Origin of the sequence: Pseudomonas sp. BF-R-30 (assembly GCF_019956175.1) — a bacterium.
Lineage (GTDB): Bacteria > Pseudomonadota > Gammaproteobacteria > Pseudomonadales > Pseudomonadaceae > Aquipseudomonas > Aquipseudomonas jessenii.
In genome coordinates this window covers 1-17,692 of sequence record NZ_JAHBDE010000003.1, presented here as the reverse complement: position 1 = coordinate 17,692, position 17,692 = coordinate 1, and the positions used below count along the sequence as shown (strand labels likewise).

Below are 17,692 nucleotides of genomic sequence, written 5' to 3'. Positions count from 1 at the left end.
AATGATCGAACCCGGCATTTACAAAGACGTGATGAGCTCGTTCCCGTCCGGGGTCACGGTGGTCACCACCCTGGACCCGGACGGCGGCATCGTCGGCATCACCGCCAGCGCCTTCAGTGCGCTGTCGATCGACCCGGCACTGGTGCTGTTCTGCCCCAACTACGGCTCCGATACCTACCCAGTGCTGCGCGACAGCAAACAGTTCGCAATTCACCTGCTGTCCGCCGACCAGACCGCCGAGGCCTATGCCTTCGCCGGTAAAGGCAAGGACAAGGCCAAAGGAATCGAGTGGCACTTGAGCGAACGGGGTAACCCGATCCTGGCCAAGGCCACGGCGATCATCGAGTGCGAACTGTGGCGCGAATACGACGGCGGCGATCACGCGATCATCGTCGGCGCGGTGAAGAACCTGATCCTGCCCGACCAACCGGTGACGCCGATGATCTACCACAAAGGCAAACTGGGCCCCCTGCCCACCCTGGCCTGATGGTTGAACACAATCCCCCTGTGGGAGCGGGCTTGCTCGCGAAGTGGCCGGCACATCCAACATTGATGGCGCCTGATACACCGCCTTCGCGAGCAAGCCCGCTCCCACAGGGTCCACCACTCTACTAAGGAGCCGGCATGAGCCCAGCAGCCTCGCAACTGTTCCGCCAACAGGCCTACATCAATGGCCAGTGGCTGGACGCGCCGGATGGCGCCTGTCAGGACATCTTCAACCCGGCCACCGGTGAACTGATCGGCCGAGTGCCGAACCTCGGCGCCGAGCATGCGCGCCTGGCTATCGAGGCCGCCAACAAAGCCTGGCCGGCCTGGCGCGCGCTGACCGCCAAGGAGCGCAGCAATACGCTCAAGCGCTGGCATGCCTTGATGCTGGAGAACGCCGACGCCCTGGCACACATCCTCACCCTCGAACAAGGCAAGCCACTGGCCGAAGCCAAAGGCGAAATCCTCTACGCCGCGAGCTTCATCGAGTGGTTCGCCGAAGAGGCCAAGCGCATCTACGGCGACACCATTCCCAGCCACAAGGGCGATGCGCGCATCGTGGTCAGCAAGGAGCCGATTGGCGTCGTCGCGGCCATCACGCCGTGGAACTTCCCGGCGGCGATGATCACCCGCAAGGCCGGCCCGGCACTGGCGGCCGGTTGCCCGTGCATCGTCAAGCCGGCTCCGGAAACTCCGTTCTCGGCACTGGCCATGGCTGCGCTGGCGGAACAGGCCGGGATTCCAGCGGGCATTTTCAACGTGATCACCGGCGATGCCATCGCCATCGGTGGCGAGCTGACCGGCAGCAGCCTTGTGCGCAAACTGTCGTTCACCGGCTCCACCGCCATCGGCAAACTGCTGATGGCCCAGTGCGCGCCGACCCTGAAAAAAGTCTCGCTGGAGCTGGGCGGCAACGCGCCGTTCATTGTCTTCGACGATGCCGATCTGGAACGCGCGGTTGACGGCGCGCTGATCGCCAAATTCCGCAACGCCGGGCAGACCTGCGTCTGCGTCAATCGCTTCCTGGTGCAGGCCGGCATCCACGACGCCTTTGTCGCACGCCTGGCCGAGCGGGTTTCGCAACTCAAGGTCGGCAGCGGTTTCGATGATGGCGTCACCCAAGGGCCACTGATCAACGAGCGCGCCGTGGCCAAGGTCGAAGAACACGTGCAAGACGCTCTGGCCCACGGAGCACAACTGCTGTGCGGCGGCGAACGCCATGCGCTGGGCAATGGATTCTTCCAGCCGACCGTGCTCATCGGCGTCACCACGCAGATGAAAGTCGCCCGGGATGAAACCTTTGGCCCGTTGGCCGCCGTGTTCCGTTTCGACACCGAGGCCCAGGCCGTCGAGATGGCCAACGACACCGAATTCGGCCTCGCCGCCTACTGCTACACCCGCGACCTGGGCCGCGCCTGGCGCATGAGCGAGGCGCTGGAGTACGGCATGGTCGGGATCAACGAAGGGCTGATTTCCACTGAGGTCGCGCCATTCGGCGGGATCAAGTCCTCGGGTCTGGGCCGTGAAGGGTCGAAGTACGGCATCGAGGATTACCTGGAACTCAAATACACCTTGATGGGCGGCCTTTGAGCCCGCGGGAGCTACGTAAATGAACAACGAAAAGTATGAAAAAGGCCTGAAGATCCGTACTCAGGTGCTGGGTGAGGCCTACGTCAATCGTTCCATCGAGAACGCCGACGACTTCACCCGACCGTTGCAGGAAATGGTCACCGAGTATTGTTGGGGTCATGTCTGGGGTCGTGAGGGTTTGTCGCTCAAGGAGCGCAGCATGATCAACCTGGCGATGATCTCGGCCCTCAACCGGCCCCATGAACTCAAACTGCATGTACGCGGCGCCTTGCGTAACGGCCTGAGTCGTGAGCAAATACGCGAAATATTGCTTCAGGTCGGCATTTATTGCGGTGTCCCCGCTGCCGTAGACAGTTTCCGGCTCGCCCGTGAAGCCTTCGCCGAAGCCGATGCCGAGGCCTCCAGTTAACCCTTGGCTGTTTGATCTGACCGGGCACCCAGATTCCCGTAATCGAAGTGCTCTTTTTTGCATGGACAGCCACAATCAGAGCGGACCCCATGAAACGCCTGCCACTCGACGACAGCTTCAAGGTCAATCGCAACCCCGTTACCCTGCGCGAAATCGTGCTGGATAAACTGCGAAGCGCCATCATGAACTTCCAGCTCCTGCCGGGAGACCGTCTGGTCGAACGCGATCTGTGCGATCGCCTGGGCGTCAGCCGTACCTCCGTGCGCGAAGCCTTGCGTCACCTGGAATCCGAAGGCCTGGTGGAGTTCGCCGACGCCAAGGGCCCGCGTGTCGCGATCATCACCCTGGCCGATGCCGTGGACATCTACGAGCTGCGCTGCGTACTCGAAGGGCTGATCGTGCAACTGTTCACCCTGCGCGCCAAGGCCAAGGACATCAAGGCCCTGGAAAAAGCCCTCGAAGAAAATCGCAAGGCGCTCAAGGACGGTGAGCTGCAACAGGTCATCGACTCGGTGCAAGGTTTCTACGATGTGTTGCTCGAAGGCTCGGGCAACCATGTCGCGGCCACTCAATTGCGCCAGTTGCAGGCACGCATCAGCTACCTGCGCGCGACCTCGGTGTCCCAGGAAAACCGTCGCGGCGCCAGCAACCAGGAAATGGAACGCATGGTCGAGGCGATCAAGGGCGGTGATCCGCTGGCCGCCCACCAGGCTTGCGTCGACCACGTGCGTGCGGCCGCTGCCGTGGCCCTGGACTACCTCAAGCGCAAGCAGGAAGAAACCGGCGACATCCCGGCGATTACCTTGCCCATCGCGCTGAAAGAACCGCGCATAGGTCGCTGAAATGTTCAGCCCGAGCTTTTGCCCCAAGTGCGGCAGCGCAGACCTCAGGTCACAGTTGCCGCCGGGCGATACGCACGAGCGCCTGATGTGCCGCGGTTGCGGCTACATCCATTACATCAATCCGAAAATCATTGCCGGCTGCATCATCGAGCAGGACGGCAAATATTTGCTGTGCCAACGCGCGATTCCGCCGCGCCCCGGCACCTGGACCCTGCCGGCAGGCTTCATGGAAAGTGGCGAGACCACCGAACAGGCGGCCTTGCGTGAAGTCTGGGAAGAAAGCGGCGTGCGTGCCGAAATCGTCTCGCCCTATTCGATCTTCAGCGTGCCGAAGATCAGCGAGGTGTACATCATCTTCCGCGCCATCGCGCTGGAGATTACCGGGCAGTACGGCCCGGAAACCCTCGACTACAAGTTCTTCGCGCCCGAAGACATTCCCTGGGACAGCATCTACTATCCGGCGATCCGGCAGATCCTTGAGCGCTATATCGAGGAGCGCCAGGCCGGGGTTTATGGCATCTACATGGGCAATGACGACAGCGGGAAGATTCACTTCATTCGCTGAAAAAACCCCACTCCCCCTGTAGGAGCGAGCCTGCTCGCGATGGTCGTCAACGATGACGCGTGCTGACTGACCGAACGCGTTGCTCTAACGTTTTTCGCGAGCAGGCTCGCTCCTACAGGGTCAAGCGGTGTTGGTCAGAGCGGCGCCATGCCCTCGACGATAATGACCTCTGCCTTCGCCACGCCTTCGCGATGTCCCCTGGCCTCCTGATACAACGCCGAGTGATAGCAAGCCACCGCCTGCTCATAGGAATCAAACTCGATCACCACACTGCGTTGCGGCGTAGGCCGGCCTTCCATCGCCTCGCTGCGCCCGCCCCGCGCCAGAATCCGACCGCCATACAGGGCAAACGCCTTCGGCGCCCGCTGGGTGTATTGGCTGTATTGATCGGGGTCGGTGACATCCACATGAGCAATCCAGTACGCCTTCATAGTGACCTCTCGGTTTGTTTTGTATTATGGTATACCACAATACCCATCCAACAAACACTGAGACTCCAGCATGGCCTTCAACAGCATCGAAGAAATCATCGAAGATTACCGCCTCGGCAAAATGGTCCTGCTGGTCGACGACGAAGACCGGGAAAACGAAGGCGACCTGCTGCTGGCCGCCGACTGCTGCACGCCCGAGGCGATCAGCTTCATGGCCCGCGAAGCCCGTGGCCTGATCTGCCTGACCTTGACCGACGAGCACTGCAAACGCCTGGGCCTGGAGCAGATGGTGCCGAGCAACGGCAGCGTGTTCAGCACCGCCTTCACCGTGTCCATCGAGGCCGCCGTCGGGGTGACCACCGGAATCTCCGCCGCCGATCGTGCCTGCACCGTGGCCGCCGCCGTCGCTGCCAGCGCCGGCCCTGCCGACATCGTGCAACCCGGCCATATCTTCCCGTTACGTGCCCGGGAAGGCGGCGTGCTGACCCGCGCCGGTCATACCGAGGCCGGTTGCGACCTGGCCCGCCTGGCCGGCCATACCCCGGCCTCGGTGATCGTCGAGGTGATGAACGACGACGGCACCATGGCCCGGCGCCCTGACCTGGAAGTGTTTGCGCGCAAGCACGGGATCAAGATCGGCACCATCGCCGACCTGATCCACTACCGCCTTAGCACCGAACACACCATCGTGCGCATCGGTGAACGTGATCTGCCCACCGTGCACGGCACCTTTCGTCTGATCACCTTTGAGGATCGCATCGAAGGCGGTGTCCACATGGCCATGGTCATGGGCGATCTGCGCCGCGATGAGCCGACGCTGGTGCGCGTGCATGTGATTGACCCGTTGCGCGATCTGGTCGGTGCCGAGTACAGCGGGCCGACCAACTGGACCTTGTGGGCCGCCTTGCAGCGTGTCGCCGCCGAAGGCCACGGCGTGGTGGTGGTGCTGGCCAATCACGAATCCTCCCAGGCGTTGCTCGAACGCGTGCCGCAATTGACCCAGACGCCCCGGCAGTTCAGCCGTTCGCAGTCGCGGATTTATTCGGAGGTGGGCACCGGTGCGCAGATCCTGCAAAACCTGGGTGTCGGCAAGCTGCGCCATCTCGGGCCGCCGCTGAAATATGCCGGTTTGACCGGGTATGACCTGGAGGTGGTGGAGAGTATTCCATTCACCGAGTGACTCTTGGTTTAACGCAATTCCCTGTGGGAGCGGGCTTGCTCGCGAAGAGGGAGTGTCAGTCGACCCAAAGTTGTCTGACACACCGCTTTCGCGAGCAAGCCCGCTCCCACAGGGGATTGCGTCGCCGGACGAAGTTCAGATCCACAGAAAAAACACCTTTTGGCTGATAGCCGGTACGGCAAAATGCTTGCACAAAGTTTGGAATACCATAATATGATATTCCATAGACCGAACAGTCAGCACTGACTCGACGGACCTACTGCTCCCGATAGGCGGGCACTCCAAAGCCCCGCTCATAAACACAACAATGAGGGCGTGAAAATGGTGTTGAACAAACGTGCGACCGCAGTTCTTTTTGCGGGACTGCTGAGCGTGACCAGCCAGGCATTGCTGGCGGCTGAAAGCGTCAACTTCGTGAGTTGGGGCGGCAGCACCCAGGATGCGCAGAAGCAGGCCTGGGCCGACCCGTTCAGCAAGGCCAGCGGCATCACCGTCGTGCAGGATGGCCCGACCGACTACGGCAAACTCAAGGCCATGGTCGAGAGCGGCAACGTGCAGTGGGACGTGGTCGACGTCGAAGCCGACTTCGCCTTGCGCGCCGCCGCCGAAGGCTTGCTCGAACCCCTCGATTTCAAAGTCATTGAACGCGACAAGATCGACCCGCGCTTCGTCAGCGATCACGGCGTCGGCTCGTTCTTCTTCTCCTTCGTCCTCGGCTACAACGAAGGCAAGCTCGGCGCCAACAAGCCGCAGGACTGGTCCGCGCTGTTCGACACCAAGACCTACCCCGGCAAACGCGCCCTCTACAAATGGCCAAGCCCAGGCGTGCTTGAACTGGCGTTGCTGGCCGACGGTGTAGCGGCGGACAAGCTCTACCCGCTGGACCTGGACCGCGCCTTCAAGAAACTCGACACCATCAAGAAAGACATCGTCTGGTGGGGCGGCGGCGCGCAGTCACAGCAGCTGCTGGCCTCCGGTGAGGCAAGCATGGGCCAGTTCTGGAACGGCCGGATCCATGCCCTGCAGGAAGACGGCGCCCCGGTCGGCGTAAGCTGGAAGCAGAATCTGGTCATGGCCGACATCCTGGTCATTCCCAAGGGTTCGAAAAACAAGGACGCGGCGATGAAGTTCCTGGCCAATGCCAGCAGCGCCAAAGGACAGGCGGACTTCTCCAACCTGACCGCCTACGCCCCGGTCAACGTCGACAGTGTGGCGCGCCTGGATTCGGCGCTGGCCCCTAACCTGCCGACCGCCTACGCAAAGGATCAGATCACTCTTGATTTCGCGTACTGGGCCAAGAACGGTCCGGCTATCGCGACACGGTGGAACGAATGGCTGGTCAAATGAAAATGGCGGTAACCGCGTCCCGTCCATCGACGCCAGTCGGGAGCGCCTCCGGCGCTGTCGGCAAGGCGGCTGCGATGACGCAATCCCCTACCCTGGCGCAACGCTGGCGCGGATCGAGCAACCTGATCCCCGCCCTGCTGTTCCTCGGCCTGTTCTTTCTCGCGCCGCTGATTGGCCTGCTGTTGCGCGGCGTGCTGGAACCGGTGCCGGGCCTGGGCAACTATGAGCAATTGTTCGCCAACTCGGCCTATGCGCGGGTGTTGCTCAACACCTTCTCGGTGGCCGGCCTGGTGACGCTGTTCAGCCTGTTGCTGGGCTTCCCGCTGGCTTGGGCGATCACCCTGGTGCCGCGCGGCTGGGGGCGCTGGATCCTGAACATCGTACTGCTGTCGATGTGGACCAGCCTGCTCGCCCGCACCTACTCCTGGCTGGTGTTGCTGCAAGCCTCCGGGGTGATCAACAAGGCGTTGATGGCCATGGGCATCATCGATCAACCGCTGGAGATGGTGCACAACCTCACCGGCGTGGTGATCGGCATGAGCTACATCATGATCCCGTTCATCGTGCTGCCGTTGCAGGCGACCATGCAGGCCATCGACCCGATGATCCTGCAGGCCGGCTCGATCTGCGGCGCCAGCCCGTGGACCAACTTCTTCCGGGTGTTCCTGCCGCTGTGTCGGCCGGGGCTGTTCTCCGGTGGCCTGATGGTGTTCGTGATGTCCCTCGGTTACTACGTGACCCCGGCGCTGCTGGGTGGTGCGCAGAACATGATGCTGCCCGAGTTCATCATTCAGCAGGTGCAGTCGTTCCTCAACTGGGGCCTGGCCAGCGCCGGCGCCGCGTTGCTGATCGTGATCACGCTGGTGTTGTTCTACTTCTACCTGAAGCTCCAGCCGGAATCCCCGGTTGGCGCCAGCAACGCGAGGTAAGCCGTCATGCTCCTGACCCCCAATGCCATGAGCCGGCGCATGCGCTTCGGCCTGTATGCCACCACCGGGCTGATCGGTCTGTTCCTGCTGCTGCCGATTGTGTTCATCGTGCTGCTGTCGTTCGGCTCGTCGCAATGGCTGGTGTTCCCGCCACCGGGCTGGACGCTGAAATGGTACGGCCAGTTCTTCTCCAACGCCGACTGGATGAGCGCGGCCATGGCCAGCCTCAAGGTCGCGGTACTGACCACGTTCTTCGCCGTCGCGCTGGGTCTGCCCACAGCTTTTGCCCTGGTGCGTGGCCGCTTCCCCGGCCGGGAAATGCTCTACGGTCTGTTCACTCTGCCAATGATCGTGCCGCTGGTGATCATCGCCGTGGCGGTGTACGCGCTGTTCCTGAAACTGGGCTACACCGGGACCATGTTCGCGTTCGTGGTCAGCCACGTCATCGTCGCGCTGCCGTTCACCATCATCTCGATCATCAATTCGCTGAAGCTGTTCGATCAGTCGATCGAAGATGCAGCGGTGATCTGCGGCGCCTCGCGCCTGCAAGCGGTGTTCAAGGTGACCTTCCCGGCGATTCGTCCGGGCATGGTGGCCGGCGCCCTCTTCGCCTTCCTCGTCTCCTGGGATGAAGTGGTGCTGAGCGTGATGATGGCCAGCCCGACCCTGCAAACCCTTCCCGTGAAAATGTGGACCACCCTGCGCCAGGACCTGACGCCCGTGATCGCCGTCGCCTCGACGCTGCTGATCGGCCTCTCGGTATTGGTCATGGTGATCGCCGCCGCACTGCGCCGGCGCAATGAAATCAGCGCCTGAGCGCGCAGGAGTACGACATGAGTGCAGTGATCAAAGATTCCGCGCAGCAAAATGACAAGCCCCTGGTGAGCCTGCGCAACCTGAACAAATACTACGGCGACTTTGCCGCCGTGGACGACATTTCGCTGGACATCAAGGACGGTGAATTCCTCACCTTCCTCGGCTCCAGCGGCTCGGGCAAAAGCACCACGCTGTCGATGCTGGCCGGTTTCGAAACCCCGAGCAGCGGCGAGATCCTGGTCAACGGCCAGTCGCTGGTGAAAGTGCCGCCGCACAAACGCGATATCGGCATGGTGTTCCAGCGCTATTCGTTGTTCCCGCACCTGTCGGTACGCGACAACATCGCCTTCCCGTTGGCCATTCGCAAACTGGCCGCCGCCGAACGCGAACGCCGGGTCGATGCGATGCTCAAGCTGGTGCAGCTTGAGCAGTTTGCCCATCGCCGCCCTTCGCAATTGTCCGGTGGCCAGCAGCAACGAGTCGCCATTGCACGGGCGCTGGTCTATGAGCCACGCATCCTGCTGATGGACGAACCCCTCGGTGCACTGGACAAGAAACTGCGCGAAGACTTGCAGGATGAACTGCGTCAGCTGCATCGGCGCCTGGGTATCACCATCGTCTACGTGACCCACGATCAGGAAGAAGCCATGCGCCTGTCCCAGCGCATCGCGATTTTCAGCCACGGCAAGATCGTCGGCCTGGGCAGCGGCTATGACCTGTACCAGAATCCGCCGAATGCTTTTGTCGCCTCGTTCCTTGGCAACTCCAACTTCCTCAAACTCAAGGCCCAGGGTAATGCGGTGGCGACCTTCGAGGGGCAACCGCTGTCGATCCGACTCACGGCCGGCCTGCAAACCGATCAGAACGTGCTGCTGATGGTGCGTCCGGAAAAAGCCCTGGCCCTGAGCAATGAACAAGCCATTGCCGAACCGCTGGCCGCCGGCTGGAACGAAGTCTCGGCCAAGGTCGTGGAAGTGCTGTTTCTGGGTGAAAGCCAGACGTGCAGCGTGGTCACCGCTGGCGGCACCTCGATGACGGTCAAGGCGCTGTCCGCCGCCGGCATGCCGCTCAAGTCCGGTGACCCGGTGCGGGTGCGCTGGGCTACCGCGGATGCCTGCGTCTACACCGAATGGGCCGAAAGCGACCTGAACAAGGCCGCAGGCGCTCACTGATCCATTGGCCTGCGCGCGCGGGCCACTATAATAAGTCACCCTCGGGCCACCACAACGTCGGGTTGTGGTGGCCTTTTTTCTGGTTCTTTATCTGGTTTGGAGTTCAGATCATTTTCGACCTGGACGCGGTCTCTTGTAGGAGCTGGCTTGCCAGCGATGGTCGTTAACGATAACGCGTGTGAGATGGATAAACGCGGCGCACTTGAGTCCATCGCCGGCAAGCCGGCTCCTACAGTTTCCCCCGAGATTGCATGAAGAACCTTTTCCCTGTCATCTGTAAGATAAATTGGACAACGGATTCCTAAAATCACGGTTTAATGCTAAATAGTGCTCAGTATTTTTAACACCCGACCCTGTCGTGCCACACAGTGCAACGAGAATAACGATATGAATGTCCATTTCGAGAAAAGTGAAGTGTTTGGGACCCTCCACCTGCAAGCGGCGGTGGCAGCATGATCGAAGTTACCGAAGTTTCCATTGCCGAGCTGCGCGCCGCGCTCGAATCCGGCCAGACCACCTCGGTTGAACTGGTCCAGGCTTATCTTGCACGGATCGACGCCTTTGACGGCCCCGAAACGCCTACCGCGCTGAATGCGGTCGTGGTTCGCAACCCCGAGGCGCTCGCCGAAGCCCAGGCGTCCGACGCCCGTCGCGCCAAGGGCCAGACGCTGGGGCCGTTGGACGGGATCCCCTACACCGCCAAGGACAGCTATCTGGTCAAGGGCCTCACCGCCGCTTCCGGCAGCCCGGCCTTCAAGGACCTGGTCGCCTATCGCGATGCGTTCACCATCGAACGCCTGCGCGCCGCCGGGGCCATCTGCCTGGGCAAGACCAACATGCCGCCAATGGCCAACGGCGGGATGCAGCGTGGTGTCTACGGCCGCGCCGAGAGCCCGTACAACGCTGACTACCTCACCGCCCCTTTCGCCTCCGGCTCGTCGAACGGTGCCGGCACGGCGACCGCGGCCAGTTTCTCGGCCTTCGGCCTGGCGGAAGAAACCTGGTCGAGCGGCCGTGGACCGGCTTCGAACAATGGCTTGTGCGCCTACACCCCTTCGCGCGGCGTGATCTCGGTGCGCGGCAACTGGCCGTTGACCCCGACCATGGACGTGGTCGTGCCGTTTGCCCGGACCATGGCCGACCTGCTCGAAGTGCTCGACGTGGTCGTGGCCGATGACCCGGACACCCGTGGCGACCTGTGGCGCCTGCAGCCCTGGGTACCGATCCCGAAATCTTCTTCGGTACGCCCTGAGTCCTATGCCGCGCTGGCCGCGAATAGCGATGCGCTCAAAGGCAAGAAATTCGGCATCCCGCGCATGTACATCAACGCCGACCCTGAAGCCGGCACCTCCGAAGCACCGGGCATCGGTGGCCCGACTGGCCAACGCATCAACACCCGTCCTTCGGTGATCGGGCTCTGGGAACAGGCGCGCAAGGCCCTCGAAGCCGCGGGCGCCGAAGTGCTCGAAGTGGACTTCCCTCTGGTCTCCAATTGCGAGGGCGATCGTCCTGGTGCGCCGACCGTGTTCAATCGCGGCATCGTCTCCAAGGAATTTTTACACCATGAACTGTGGGACCTGTCCGCCTGGGCCTTCGATGATTTCCTGCAAGCGAACGGCGATCCCAAACTGAATCGCCTCGTCGATGTCGACGGCCCGCAGATCTTCCCTCATGACCCGGGCACCCTGCCCAACCGCGAGGGTGACCTGGCCGCCGGCATGGACGAATACGTGCGCATGGCCGAACGCGGCATCACGCCGTGGGATCAGATCAGCACGGTGCCGGACGGCCTGCGCGGCCTGGAAAAGACCCGCAAGATCGATCTGGAAGACTGGATGGATCGCCTGGGCCTCGACGCGGTGCTGTTCCCGACGGTGGCCGATGTGGGTCCGGCGAATGCCGATGTCGATCCGCAATCGGCGGATATCGCCTGGAGCAACGGCGTATGGGTCGCCAATGGCAACCTCGCCATCCGTCATCTCGGTGTGCCGACGGTCACCGTACCGATGGGCGTGATGCCGGACATCGGCATGCCGGTCGGCCTGACGTTTGCCGGGCGCGCCTATGACGACTCGTCGCTGCTGCACTTGGCGTCGGCGTTCGAATCGACCGGCAGCAAACGCATGATCCCGCCGCGTACCCCGCCATTGGTCGCTGACAAGCGCTGACCCGTAACCCGTGGCGGCTCACTCGAGCCGCCATGGCTGGCAAATCAGGGATCAACCTGGGCCATCAGCTCGGGAATCGATTCCGGCCGCTTGGCATAACGCTGCGCCAGCACCGCACAGACCATCAGTTGAATCTGGTGGAACAACATCAGCGGCAAGATCAGCAAGCCGATGGTGCTACCGGCAAACAGCACCTGCGCCATCGGCACGCCGGTTGCCAGGCTTTTCTTCGAGCCGCAGAAGAGAATGGTGATGCGGTCTTCCTGGTTGAAGCCGAATGCCTTGCCCAGTACGGTCGAGGCCACCAACACCAGCGCCAGAACGATGCAACAGACCAGCACCAGCCCAAGCAGATCCAACAACGGAATCTGCTGCCAGAGGCCTTCGATCACCGCTTCGCTGAACGCGCCGTAGACCACCAGCAGAATCGAACCCTGGTCGACGAACTTCAACCAGCTCTTGTTGCGCGCCACCCAGTTGCCGATCCAGCGCCGCGCGATCTGCCCGGCAATGAACGGCAGCAGCAACTGCACGCTGATCTTGAGGATGGCGTCGAGGGTCGAGGCGCCTTCGCCATGGACATTCAGCAGCAGGGTCACCAGCAACGGCGTGAGGAAAATCCCGAACAGGCTGGACGCCGCCGCGCTGCAAATCGCCGCCGGGATGTTGCCCCGCGCCAGGGAAGTAAAGGCAATCGCCGACTGCACCGTGGCGGGCAGCGCGCACAGGTAGAGCATGCCCATGTACAGGTCATTGCCGATCAGCGGCGACAGCAGCGGCTTGAGCGCCAGACCGAGCAACGGAAACAGCACAAAGGTCAGGCTGAACACCAGCAAATGCAGGCGCCAGTGCCCGGCACCGGCAATGATCGACTCGCGGGACAGCTTGGCGCCATGCAGGAAAAACAGCAGCGCGATGGCGATGTTGGTCAGCCAGCCAAAACCGAGCGCGACCTGGCCGCTGGCGGGCAGCAGGCTGGCGAGCGTCACTACGCCGATCAGGGTCAGGGTGAAGTTGTCGGGTAACAAACGGGGGCGAGTCATGGGGGGTGATCATCCGGGGGTTGCCAGTACATGAAAGTGACTCTAACGTGCCTGATAATTACCGACTAACGCCGATGAGCCAGCCGATGCCGCCTAAAGGACATGACAAGAGTGTTCGACGCAGTATTCCCGGGCTGTCCAGCCTGCCAAGACCGCTCTACGGCCGTACCGAATCGCTGCCCAATCGAGCACTGACCCGGCGCCACAGCCACCCGTGGGTGCAGCTTTCCTATGCGATTGCGGGCGTGCTCGAAATACAGACCGGCGTCGGGCGTTTCGTGGCCCCGCCGGAGCGTGCCGTGTGGATTCCGGCGGGCATGCCGCACCGGGTGTTCAGTTCGCCGCGCACGGAAATGCGCAGCCTGTACATCGATTGCAGCGTCTCGACGTGGGCGCCGCCGGGCTGTCATGTACTGGGGGTCAGCGATTTGTTGCGCGAGTTGATCCGCGCCTTCAGTCAGGTTCCGGTGGAATACGATCAGGACGGGCCGCACGGTCGATTGGCTCAGGTGATTCTGGATCAGTTGGCCGAGGCGCCACAGATCGACTTGATGCTGCCGCTGCCTCAGGACAGTCGATTGCGGCAAATCGCGCAAAGCCTGGAGTCACACCCGGAGCAACAGACCACGCTCAGCCACTGGAGCGACCAATTCGGCGTCACCGAGAAAACCCTCAGTCGCCTGTTCCTGCGCGACACCGGCCTGAGCTTTCGCGCCTGGCGCCAGCGCTTGCGCCTGCTCGGCGCCCTGACGCCACTGGAACAGGGCGAACGAGTGACCGACGTCGCGTTGGCCTGTGGCTACGACTCGACGTCGGCGTTTATCGCAGCCTTCCGCCAGCAATTCGGTGAAACACCGGGGGAGTTTTTTCGCTGAGCCCTGCACCGTACATCTCTGTTGCCTGTCAGTCCGCCATCGCGAGCAAGCTCGCTCCCACAAGGAGCATTACTTCGTACGCAGGATTTGTGCACAACACATTCAACTGTGGGAGCGGGCTTGCTCGCGAAAGCGGTGGGTCAGTCGACACCTGCATTGGCTGAGACTGCGCATTCGCGAGCAAGCCCGCTCCCACAGGGATCATGGGTGTACACAAAATCTGTGCCCCCACAGATATCTCACACCATTTCCCGGTGTTACTGATCGGACTTGATATTGGTCCAGACCCGGGTACGGACCCGCTCAAGCTTTTGCGGCAGTGGCTGCACGACGTACAGCGTCTTCAATGCCTCGCTGGTCGGTGTCAGGTTCGGGTTGCCGGTGATGTCCTTGTTGATCAGCGCCAGCGAGTCCTTGTTGGCATTCGGGTAGCCGAGGAAGTCGCTGATCGGCGCGATGACTTTCGGGTCCAGCAGGTGGTTGAGGAATTCGTGGGCCTCGGCGACGTTCTTCGCGCTTTTCGGGATGGCGAAGGTGTCGAACCAGATCGGCGCGCCTTCTTTCGGCAGGCGCCAGTCGACGACCACGCCGTTGCCCGCCTCTTTGGCGCGATTGCCGAATTGATAGAAGCTGCCGGAGTAACCGATGGCCACGCAGATATCACCGTTGGCGATGTCGGTCATGTACTTGGCGGAGTTGAAGTAGGTGACGTAGGGGCGAACCTTGAGCATCAATGCCTTGGCTTTTTCGTAGTCATCGGGGTTCTGGCTGTTCGGATCCAGCCCCAGGTAATGCAGGGCCAGCGGCAGGATCTCCGACGGTGAGTCGAGCATCGCTACGCCACAGGCCTTGAGCTTCTCCATGTTCTCGGGCTTGAACACCAGGTCCCAGCTGTCCACCGGCGCATTCTCGCCCAGCGCCGCCTTGACCTTGGCCGGGTTGAAACCGATCAACACAGTGCCGTACATGTAGGGCACGCCGTACTGGTTGCCCGGGTCGTTCTTGTCCAGCAGCTTGAGCAATGCAGGGTCCTGGTGCGACCAGTTCGGCAACCTGGACTTGTCGAGTTTCTGGAACACGCCCGCCTTGATCTGGGTTTCGATGAACTGGTTCGACGGCACCACCAGGTCGTAGCCCGAGTTGCCGGTCAGCAGCTTGGCTTCCAGGGACTCGTTGGTGTCGAAGGTGTCCCAGGTCACCTTGATCCCGGTGTCCTTGGCGAAATCCTTGGGCACGGACGGCAGGATGTAGTCCGCCCAGTTGTACACCCGCAATTCGCGCTGTTCGGCATGCACCGCGCTGGCCAGCAGCGACAGTCCGCAAACGGTGGCGCCCAGTATGCGTTTCATTGAGTCCATGGATCATTTCCCCAAGTGTGGCGTGAGTTCGATGGTTTTTATGTTCTGTACACGGCAGCAGCCTTGAAAACAGCCAAGGGCAAGGAAGTGAAGCGTCTGGTCGTGGTTTTCACCTTGGGTTGCCGACTCAGCGACCCGCGTCTGATTCTTGCTGACGGCGTCGCCGGTTCACAGCGTGAGGCAGGCCAAAAGGAGATCGAAATGGCCAAAATACATGTCCGCTTTGATCAGCGGTGCGAGGCCTTTCACCGAGGTTAGTCCAATCAGCCGATGCCCGGGCAGCCTCGTTGCCGCTTATTGCGCATCACACCAATAACAAGATCGCGAGGCTTCGATGCGTGCTCCACTCCTGCTTGCCCTGCCCCTGCTCGGCCTGCTCAGTGCCTGTTCCGAGCCCTATGACCCGCAACCGCTGGCCAGCAACGGCAGCGCCACACCCTTGATCGGTAGCGCCGCTGTCGCGCAACCGCTGAACGGTACCATTCCCGCCAACCCCTACATGACCAGCAACGGCAGCAGCTACATGCATTCCGATGGCTACAGCTCCGACACGCACCCGGGGCCAGGCCCGTTGGGCCGGGATGTTCAGGTGAACAGTCGCGATGGCAGCCGCAAGCCCGGCGGCATGTGCCCGATCCATACCTTCGATCAGCAGGGTCGCCTGGTGGTGTTGTGCGCCAACCTGATGCAGTTCGAACTGCAATTGCTCGAACCACGCACCCTCAAGCTGCTGGCCCGCTACCCGCTGCCGCCGCGTCCGTCGACTTTCCACGCGCTGATTACCCTGGACCCGGACAAGATCATGGCCGACACCTCCGGCGCCTATTTCTATGTCGACGAACAGAATCGCGTGGTCATCGCCGATGCCGAGCAGCACATCCAGCGCGTCGTGCATCGTCAGGATGAGTCCGGTGCGTGGTCGTTCGAAGCGGTCGACAACTGGGACCTGAGCGACAAGGTCCCCCACGATTGTGTGAAGCCTGCCAACTGGTTCCCCAAAGGCGAATGCGACCCCGTCACCGGGGTCATGCCCGATCACCGAGGCTTGATCTGGTGGATCACCCGGCGCGGCCGCATCGGCACCCTGAACCCCGACACCGGCAAGGTCCAGGGCATTCAACTGGCCCACGAAGAAATCCAGAACGGCATGTCGGTGGCGGCCGATGGTGTCTACCTGGTGTCCGACCACGCCATGTACCGCTTCGTCGCCGATGCCGAGGGCAAGCCCGTGCAAGGCTGGCGCGAAGTCTATGACCGCGGCACCGGGCGCAAGGTCGGCGCGATCAATCAGGGCAGCGGTACCACCCCGACCCTGCTCGGCGAGCGCTACGTCACCATCACCGACAACAGCGACGGACGCATCAACCTGCTGGTCTACCGTCGCGAGCAGGACTACGCCGGCAATCGCCTGATCTGCAAGCTGCCGGTGTTCGACAACAACGCCTCGGCCACCGACAACTCGGCCATCGGTTGGGGTCGCTCGATCATCCTCGAGAACAACGCCGGCTACACCAGCGCCTTCGCGCAGAAGGACTGGCAGGCCGTGCACGGCGGCATCAGCCGCATCGACATCCGCAGCGATGAGTCGGGCTGCGACCGGATCTGGGAATCGAAGGAACGTTCGCCTTCGGTGGTCCCCAAACTCTCGGTGAGCAACGGTCTGCTGTACTTCTACACCTTCGAGCCGCAGCCCGACGGCGAGAACGCCTGGTACCTGATGGCGCTGGATTTCGACAGCGGCCAGACCCGATTCAAGGCGCTGAGCGGGGTCGGCCAGGCCTTCGACAACAACTGGTCGCCGATCACACTGGCGCCGGACGGCACGGCCTATGTCGGGACTTTCGGTGGGTTGGTTGCTCTTTGGGACAAGGGAGTGAATGCAACAAACGAGCAACCACGCGTGAGTGCCAGTGGCGGCCAACCCTGAAAAGCGATTCGAGCCTCCCACAGGGGATCGGGGGCACCTTTGAGACATTGGTCGGCTGTCAGGCCGTCATCGCGAGCAAGCTCGCTCCCACAGGTATCGAGTACATCTGCAAGATTTCGGTCGGCCGGCAGGCCGTCTTCGCGAGCAGGCTCGCTCCTACAGTTGGGCTGGGTACACTCGAAAGAAATTGGTCGGCTGGCTGGCCGCCATCGCGAGCAAGCTCGCTCCCACAATTTGATCGGTGTACATCAGCAAGAAATTGGTCGGCTGTCAGACCGCCTTCGCGAGCAAGCTCGCTCCCACAGAAGAGCAAAAGCAGATCGGCGTACACAGACGCTTCTCACCACTCATCAGGTCGAGCGTTAGCTCGCCTGCAGCTTTTGATCTTGATCCACCCGCCCCCTCGGCAGGCTGAGTGGAGGTGTTCATCCGGGGATTGGCGCGCAGCGCCGTTCGACGCAGTCGAACACATCGCATGTAGGTGCCAGCGAAGCCAACCGGAGGGCGATGCCCCCGGATGAATGCCGGAGCGAAGGAACCCCGAGCCTCAGCGA

The 17,692-nt window shown here is 62.0% G+C and carries 17 protein-coding genes; 14 read left to right on the top strand and 3 right to left on the bottom strand.

All coding sequences use genetic code 11. The features are described from left to right. Position 1: 1 nt before the first annotated feature. From KGB20_RS01810 to KGB20_RS01790, 5 genes are all read left to right on the top strand, one after another. Complete coding sequence (locus KGB20_RS01810; protein ID WP_150814367.1) at positions 2-487, top strand: flavin reductase family protein; 486 nt, start codon at positions 2-4, stop codon at positions 485-487. Positions 488-624: 137 nt separating this feature from the next. Further along, positions 625-2,076, top strand: coding sequence for an NAD-dependent succinate-semialdehyde dehydrogenase (locus KGB20_RS01805; RefSeq protein WP_223531844.1), 1,452 nt, complete (start codon positions 625-627; stop codon positions 2,074-2,076). A 19-nt stretch (positions 2,077-2,095) separates the two neighbouring features. After that, positions 2,096-2,485 carry a carboxymuconolactone decarboxylase family protein gene (locus KGB20_RS01800; protein WP_007991919.1) on the top strand — a complete coding sequence of 130 codons (390 nt, stop codon included), beginning with the start codon at positions 2,096-2,098 and terminating at the stop codon, positions 2,483-2,485. Positions 2,486-2,574: 89 nt separating this feature from the next. Next, positions 2,575-3,327, top strand: a complete 753-nt coding sequence (locus tag KGB20_RS01795; protein WP_015095667.1) for a GntR family transcriptional regulator — start codon at positions 2,575-2,577, stop codon at positions 3,325-3,327. Between the two features lies 1 nt (position 3,328). Beyond that, positions 3,329-3,892, top strand: a complete 564-nt coding sequence (locus tag KGB20_RS01790; RefSeq protein WP_102671435.1) for an NUDIX hydrolase — start codon at positions 3,329-3,331, stop codon at positions 3,890-3,892. Positions 3,893-4,026: 134 nt separating this feature from the next. Here KGB20_RS01790 and KGB20_RS01785 read toward each other — a convergent pair whose 3' ends face one another. After that, positions 4,027-4,323 carry a DUF1330 domain-containing protein gene (locus KGB20_RS01785; RefSeq protein WP_159390213.1) on the bottom strand — a complete coding sequence of 99 codons (297 nt, stop codon included), beginning with the start codon at positions 4,321-4,323 and terminating at the stop codon, positions 4,027-4,029. Positions 4,324-4,393: 70 nt separating this feature from the next. Here KGB20_RS01785 and ribBA point away from each other — a divergent pair, with 70 nt between their 5' ends. From ribBA to KGB20_RS01755, 6 genes are all read left to right on the top strand, one after another. After that, positions 4,394-5,503: a bifunctional 3,4-dihydroxy-2-butanone-4-phosphate synthase/GTP cyclohydrolase II gene (gene ribBA, locus KGB20_RS01780; protein WP_154862048.1), complete on the top strand. Its 1,110-nt coding sequence runs from the start codon at positions 4,394-4,396 to the stop codon at positions 5,501-5,503. Between the two features lie 321 nt (positions 5,504-5,824). Then, positions 5,825-6,850, top strand: a complete 1,026-nt coding sequence (locus tag KGB20_RS01775; RefSeq protein WP_095967714.1) for an ABC transporter substrate-binding protein — start codon at positions 5,825-5,827, stop codon at positions 6,848-6,850. Further along, positions 6,847-7,779: an ABC transporter permease gene (locus KGB20_RS01770; protein ID WP_167362897.1), complete on the top strand. Its 933-nt coding sequence runs from the start codon at positions 6,847-6,849 to the stop codon at positions 7,777-7,779. Before KGB20_RS01775 ends, KGB20_RS01770 begins: the two co-directional genes overlap by 4 nt. A 6-nt stretch (positions 7,780-7,785) precedes the next feature. After that, positions 7,786-8,595, top strand: coding sequence for an ABC transporter permease (locus KGB20_RS01765; protein WP_090456315.1), 810 nt, complete (start codon positions 7,786-7,788; stop codon positions 8,593-8,595). Between the two features lie 17 nt (positions 8,596-8,612). Beyond that, the gene (locus tag KGB20_RS01760; protein WP_223531842.1) at positions 8,613-9,767 is read left to right on the top strand and encodes an ABC transporter ATP-binding protein; all 1,155 of its coding nucleotides are present in this window, start codon (positions 8,613-8,615) and stop codon (positions 9,765-9,767) included. Between the two features lie 452 nt (positions 9,768-10,219). Continuing rightward, positions 10,220-11,935: an amidase gene (locus KGB20_RS01755; RefSeq protein WP_102671430.1), complete on the top strand. Its 1,716-nt coding sequence runs from the start codon at positions 10,220-10,222 to the stop codon at positions 11,933-11,935. Between the two features lie 44 nt (positions 11,936-11,979). Here KGB20_RS01755 and KGB20_RS01750 read toward each other — a convergent pair whose 3' ends face one another. After that, a complete protein-coding gene (locus KGB20_RS01750) occupies positions 11,980-12,978 on the bottom strand; it encodes a bile acid:sodium symporter family protein (RefSeq protein ID WP_150814359.1) in 999 nt (332 codons plus the stop codon). Positions 12,979-13,064: 86 nt separating this feature from the next. Here KGB20_RS01750 and KGB20_RS01745 point away from each other — a divergent pair, with 86 nt between their 5' ends. Next, positions 13,065-13,853, top strand: a complete 789-nt coding sequence (locus KGB20_RS01745) for an AraC family transcriptional regulator (RefSeq protein WP_223531840.1) — start codon at positions 13,065-13,067, stop codon at positions 13,851-13,853. 257 nt (positions 13,854-14,110) lie between these two features. On the opposite strand, the gene KGB20_RS01740 is transcribed toward KGB20_RS01745, so the two are convergent. Next, complete coding sequence (locus KGB20_RS01740) at positions 14,111-15,211, bottom strand: polyamine ABC transporter substrate-binding protein (protein WP_154862050.1); 1,101 nt, start codon at positions 15,209-15,211, stop codon at positions 14,111-14,113. 15 nt (positions 15,212-15,226) lie between these two features. Here KGB20_RS01740 and KGB20_RS01735 point away from each other — a divergent pair, with 15 nt between their 5' ends. Both KGB20_RS01735 and KGB20_RS01730 read left to right on the top strand, forming a co-directional pair. Continuing rightward, entirely contained in the window at positions 15,227-15,469 is a 243-nt protein-coding gene (locus KGB20_RS01735; RefSeq protein ID WP_154862051.1) for a hypothetical protein, read from the top strand. A gap of 76 nt (positions 15,470-15,545) precedes the next feature. Continuing rightward, positions 15,546-17,138, top strand: coding sequence for a hypothetical protein (locus KGB20_RS01730; protein WP_154862052.1), 1,593 nt, complete (start codon positions 15,546-15,548; stop codon positions 17,136-17,138). Positions 17,139-17,692 lie beyond the last annotated feature (554 nt).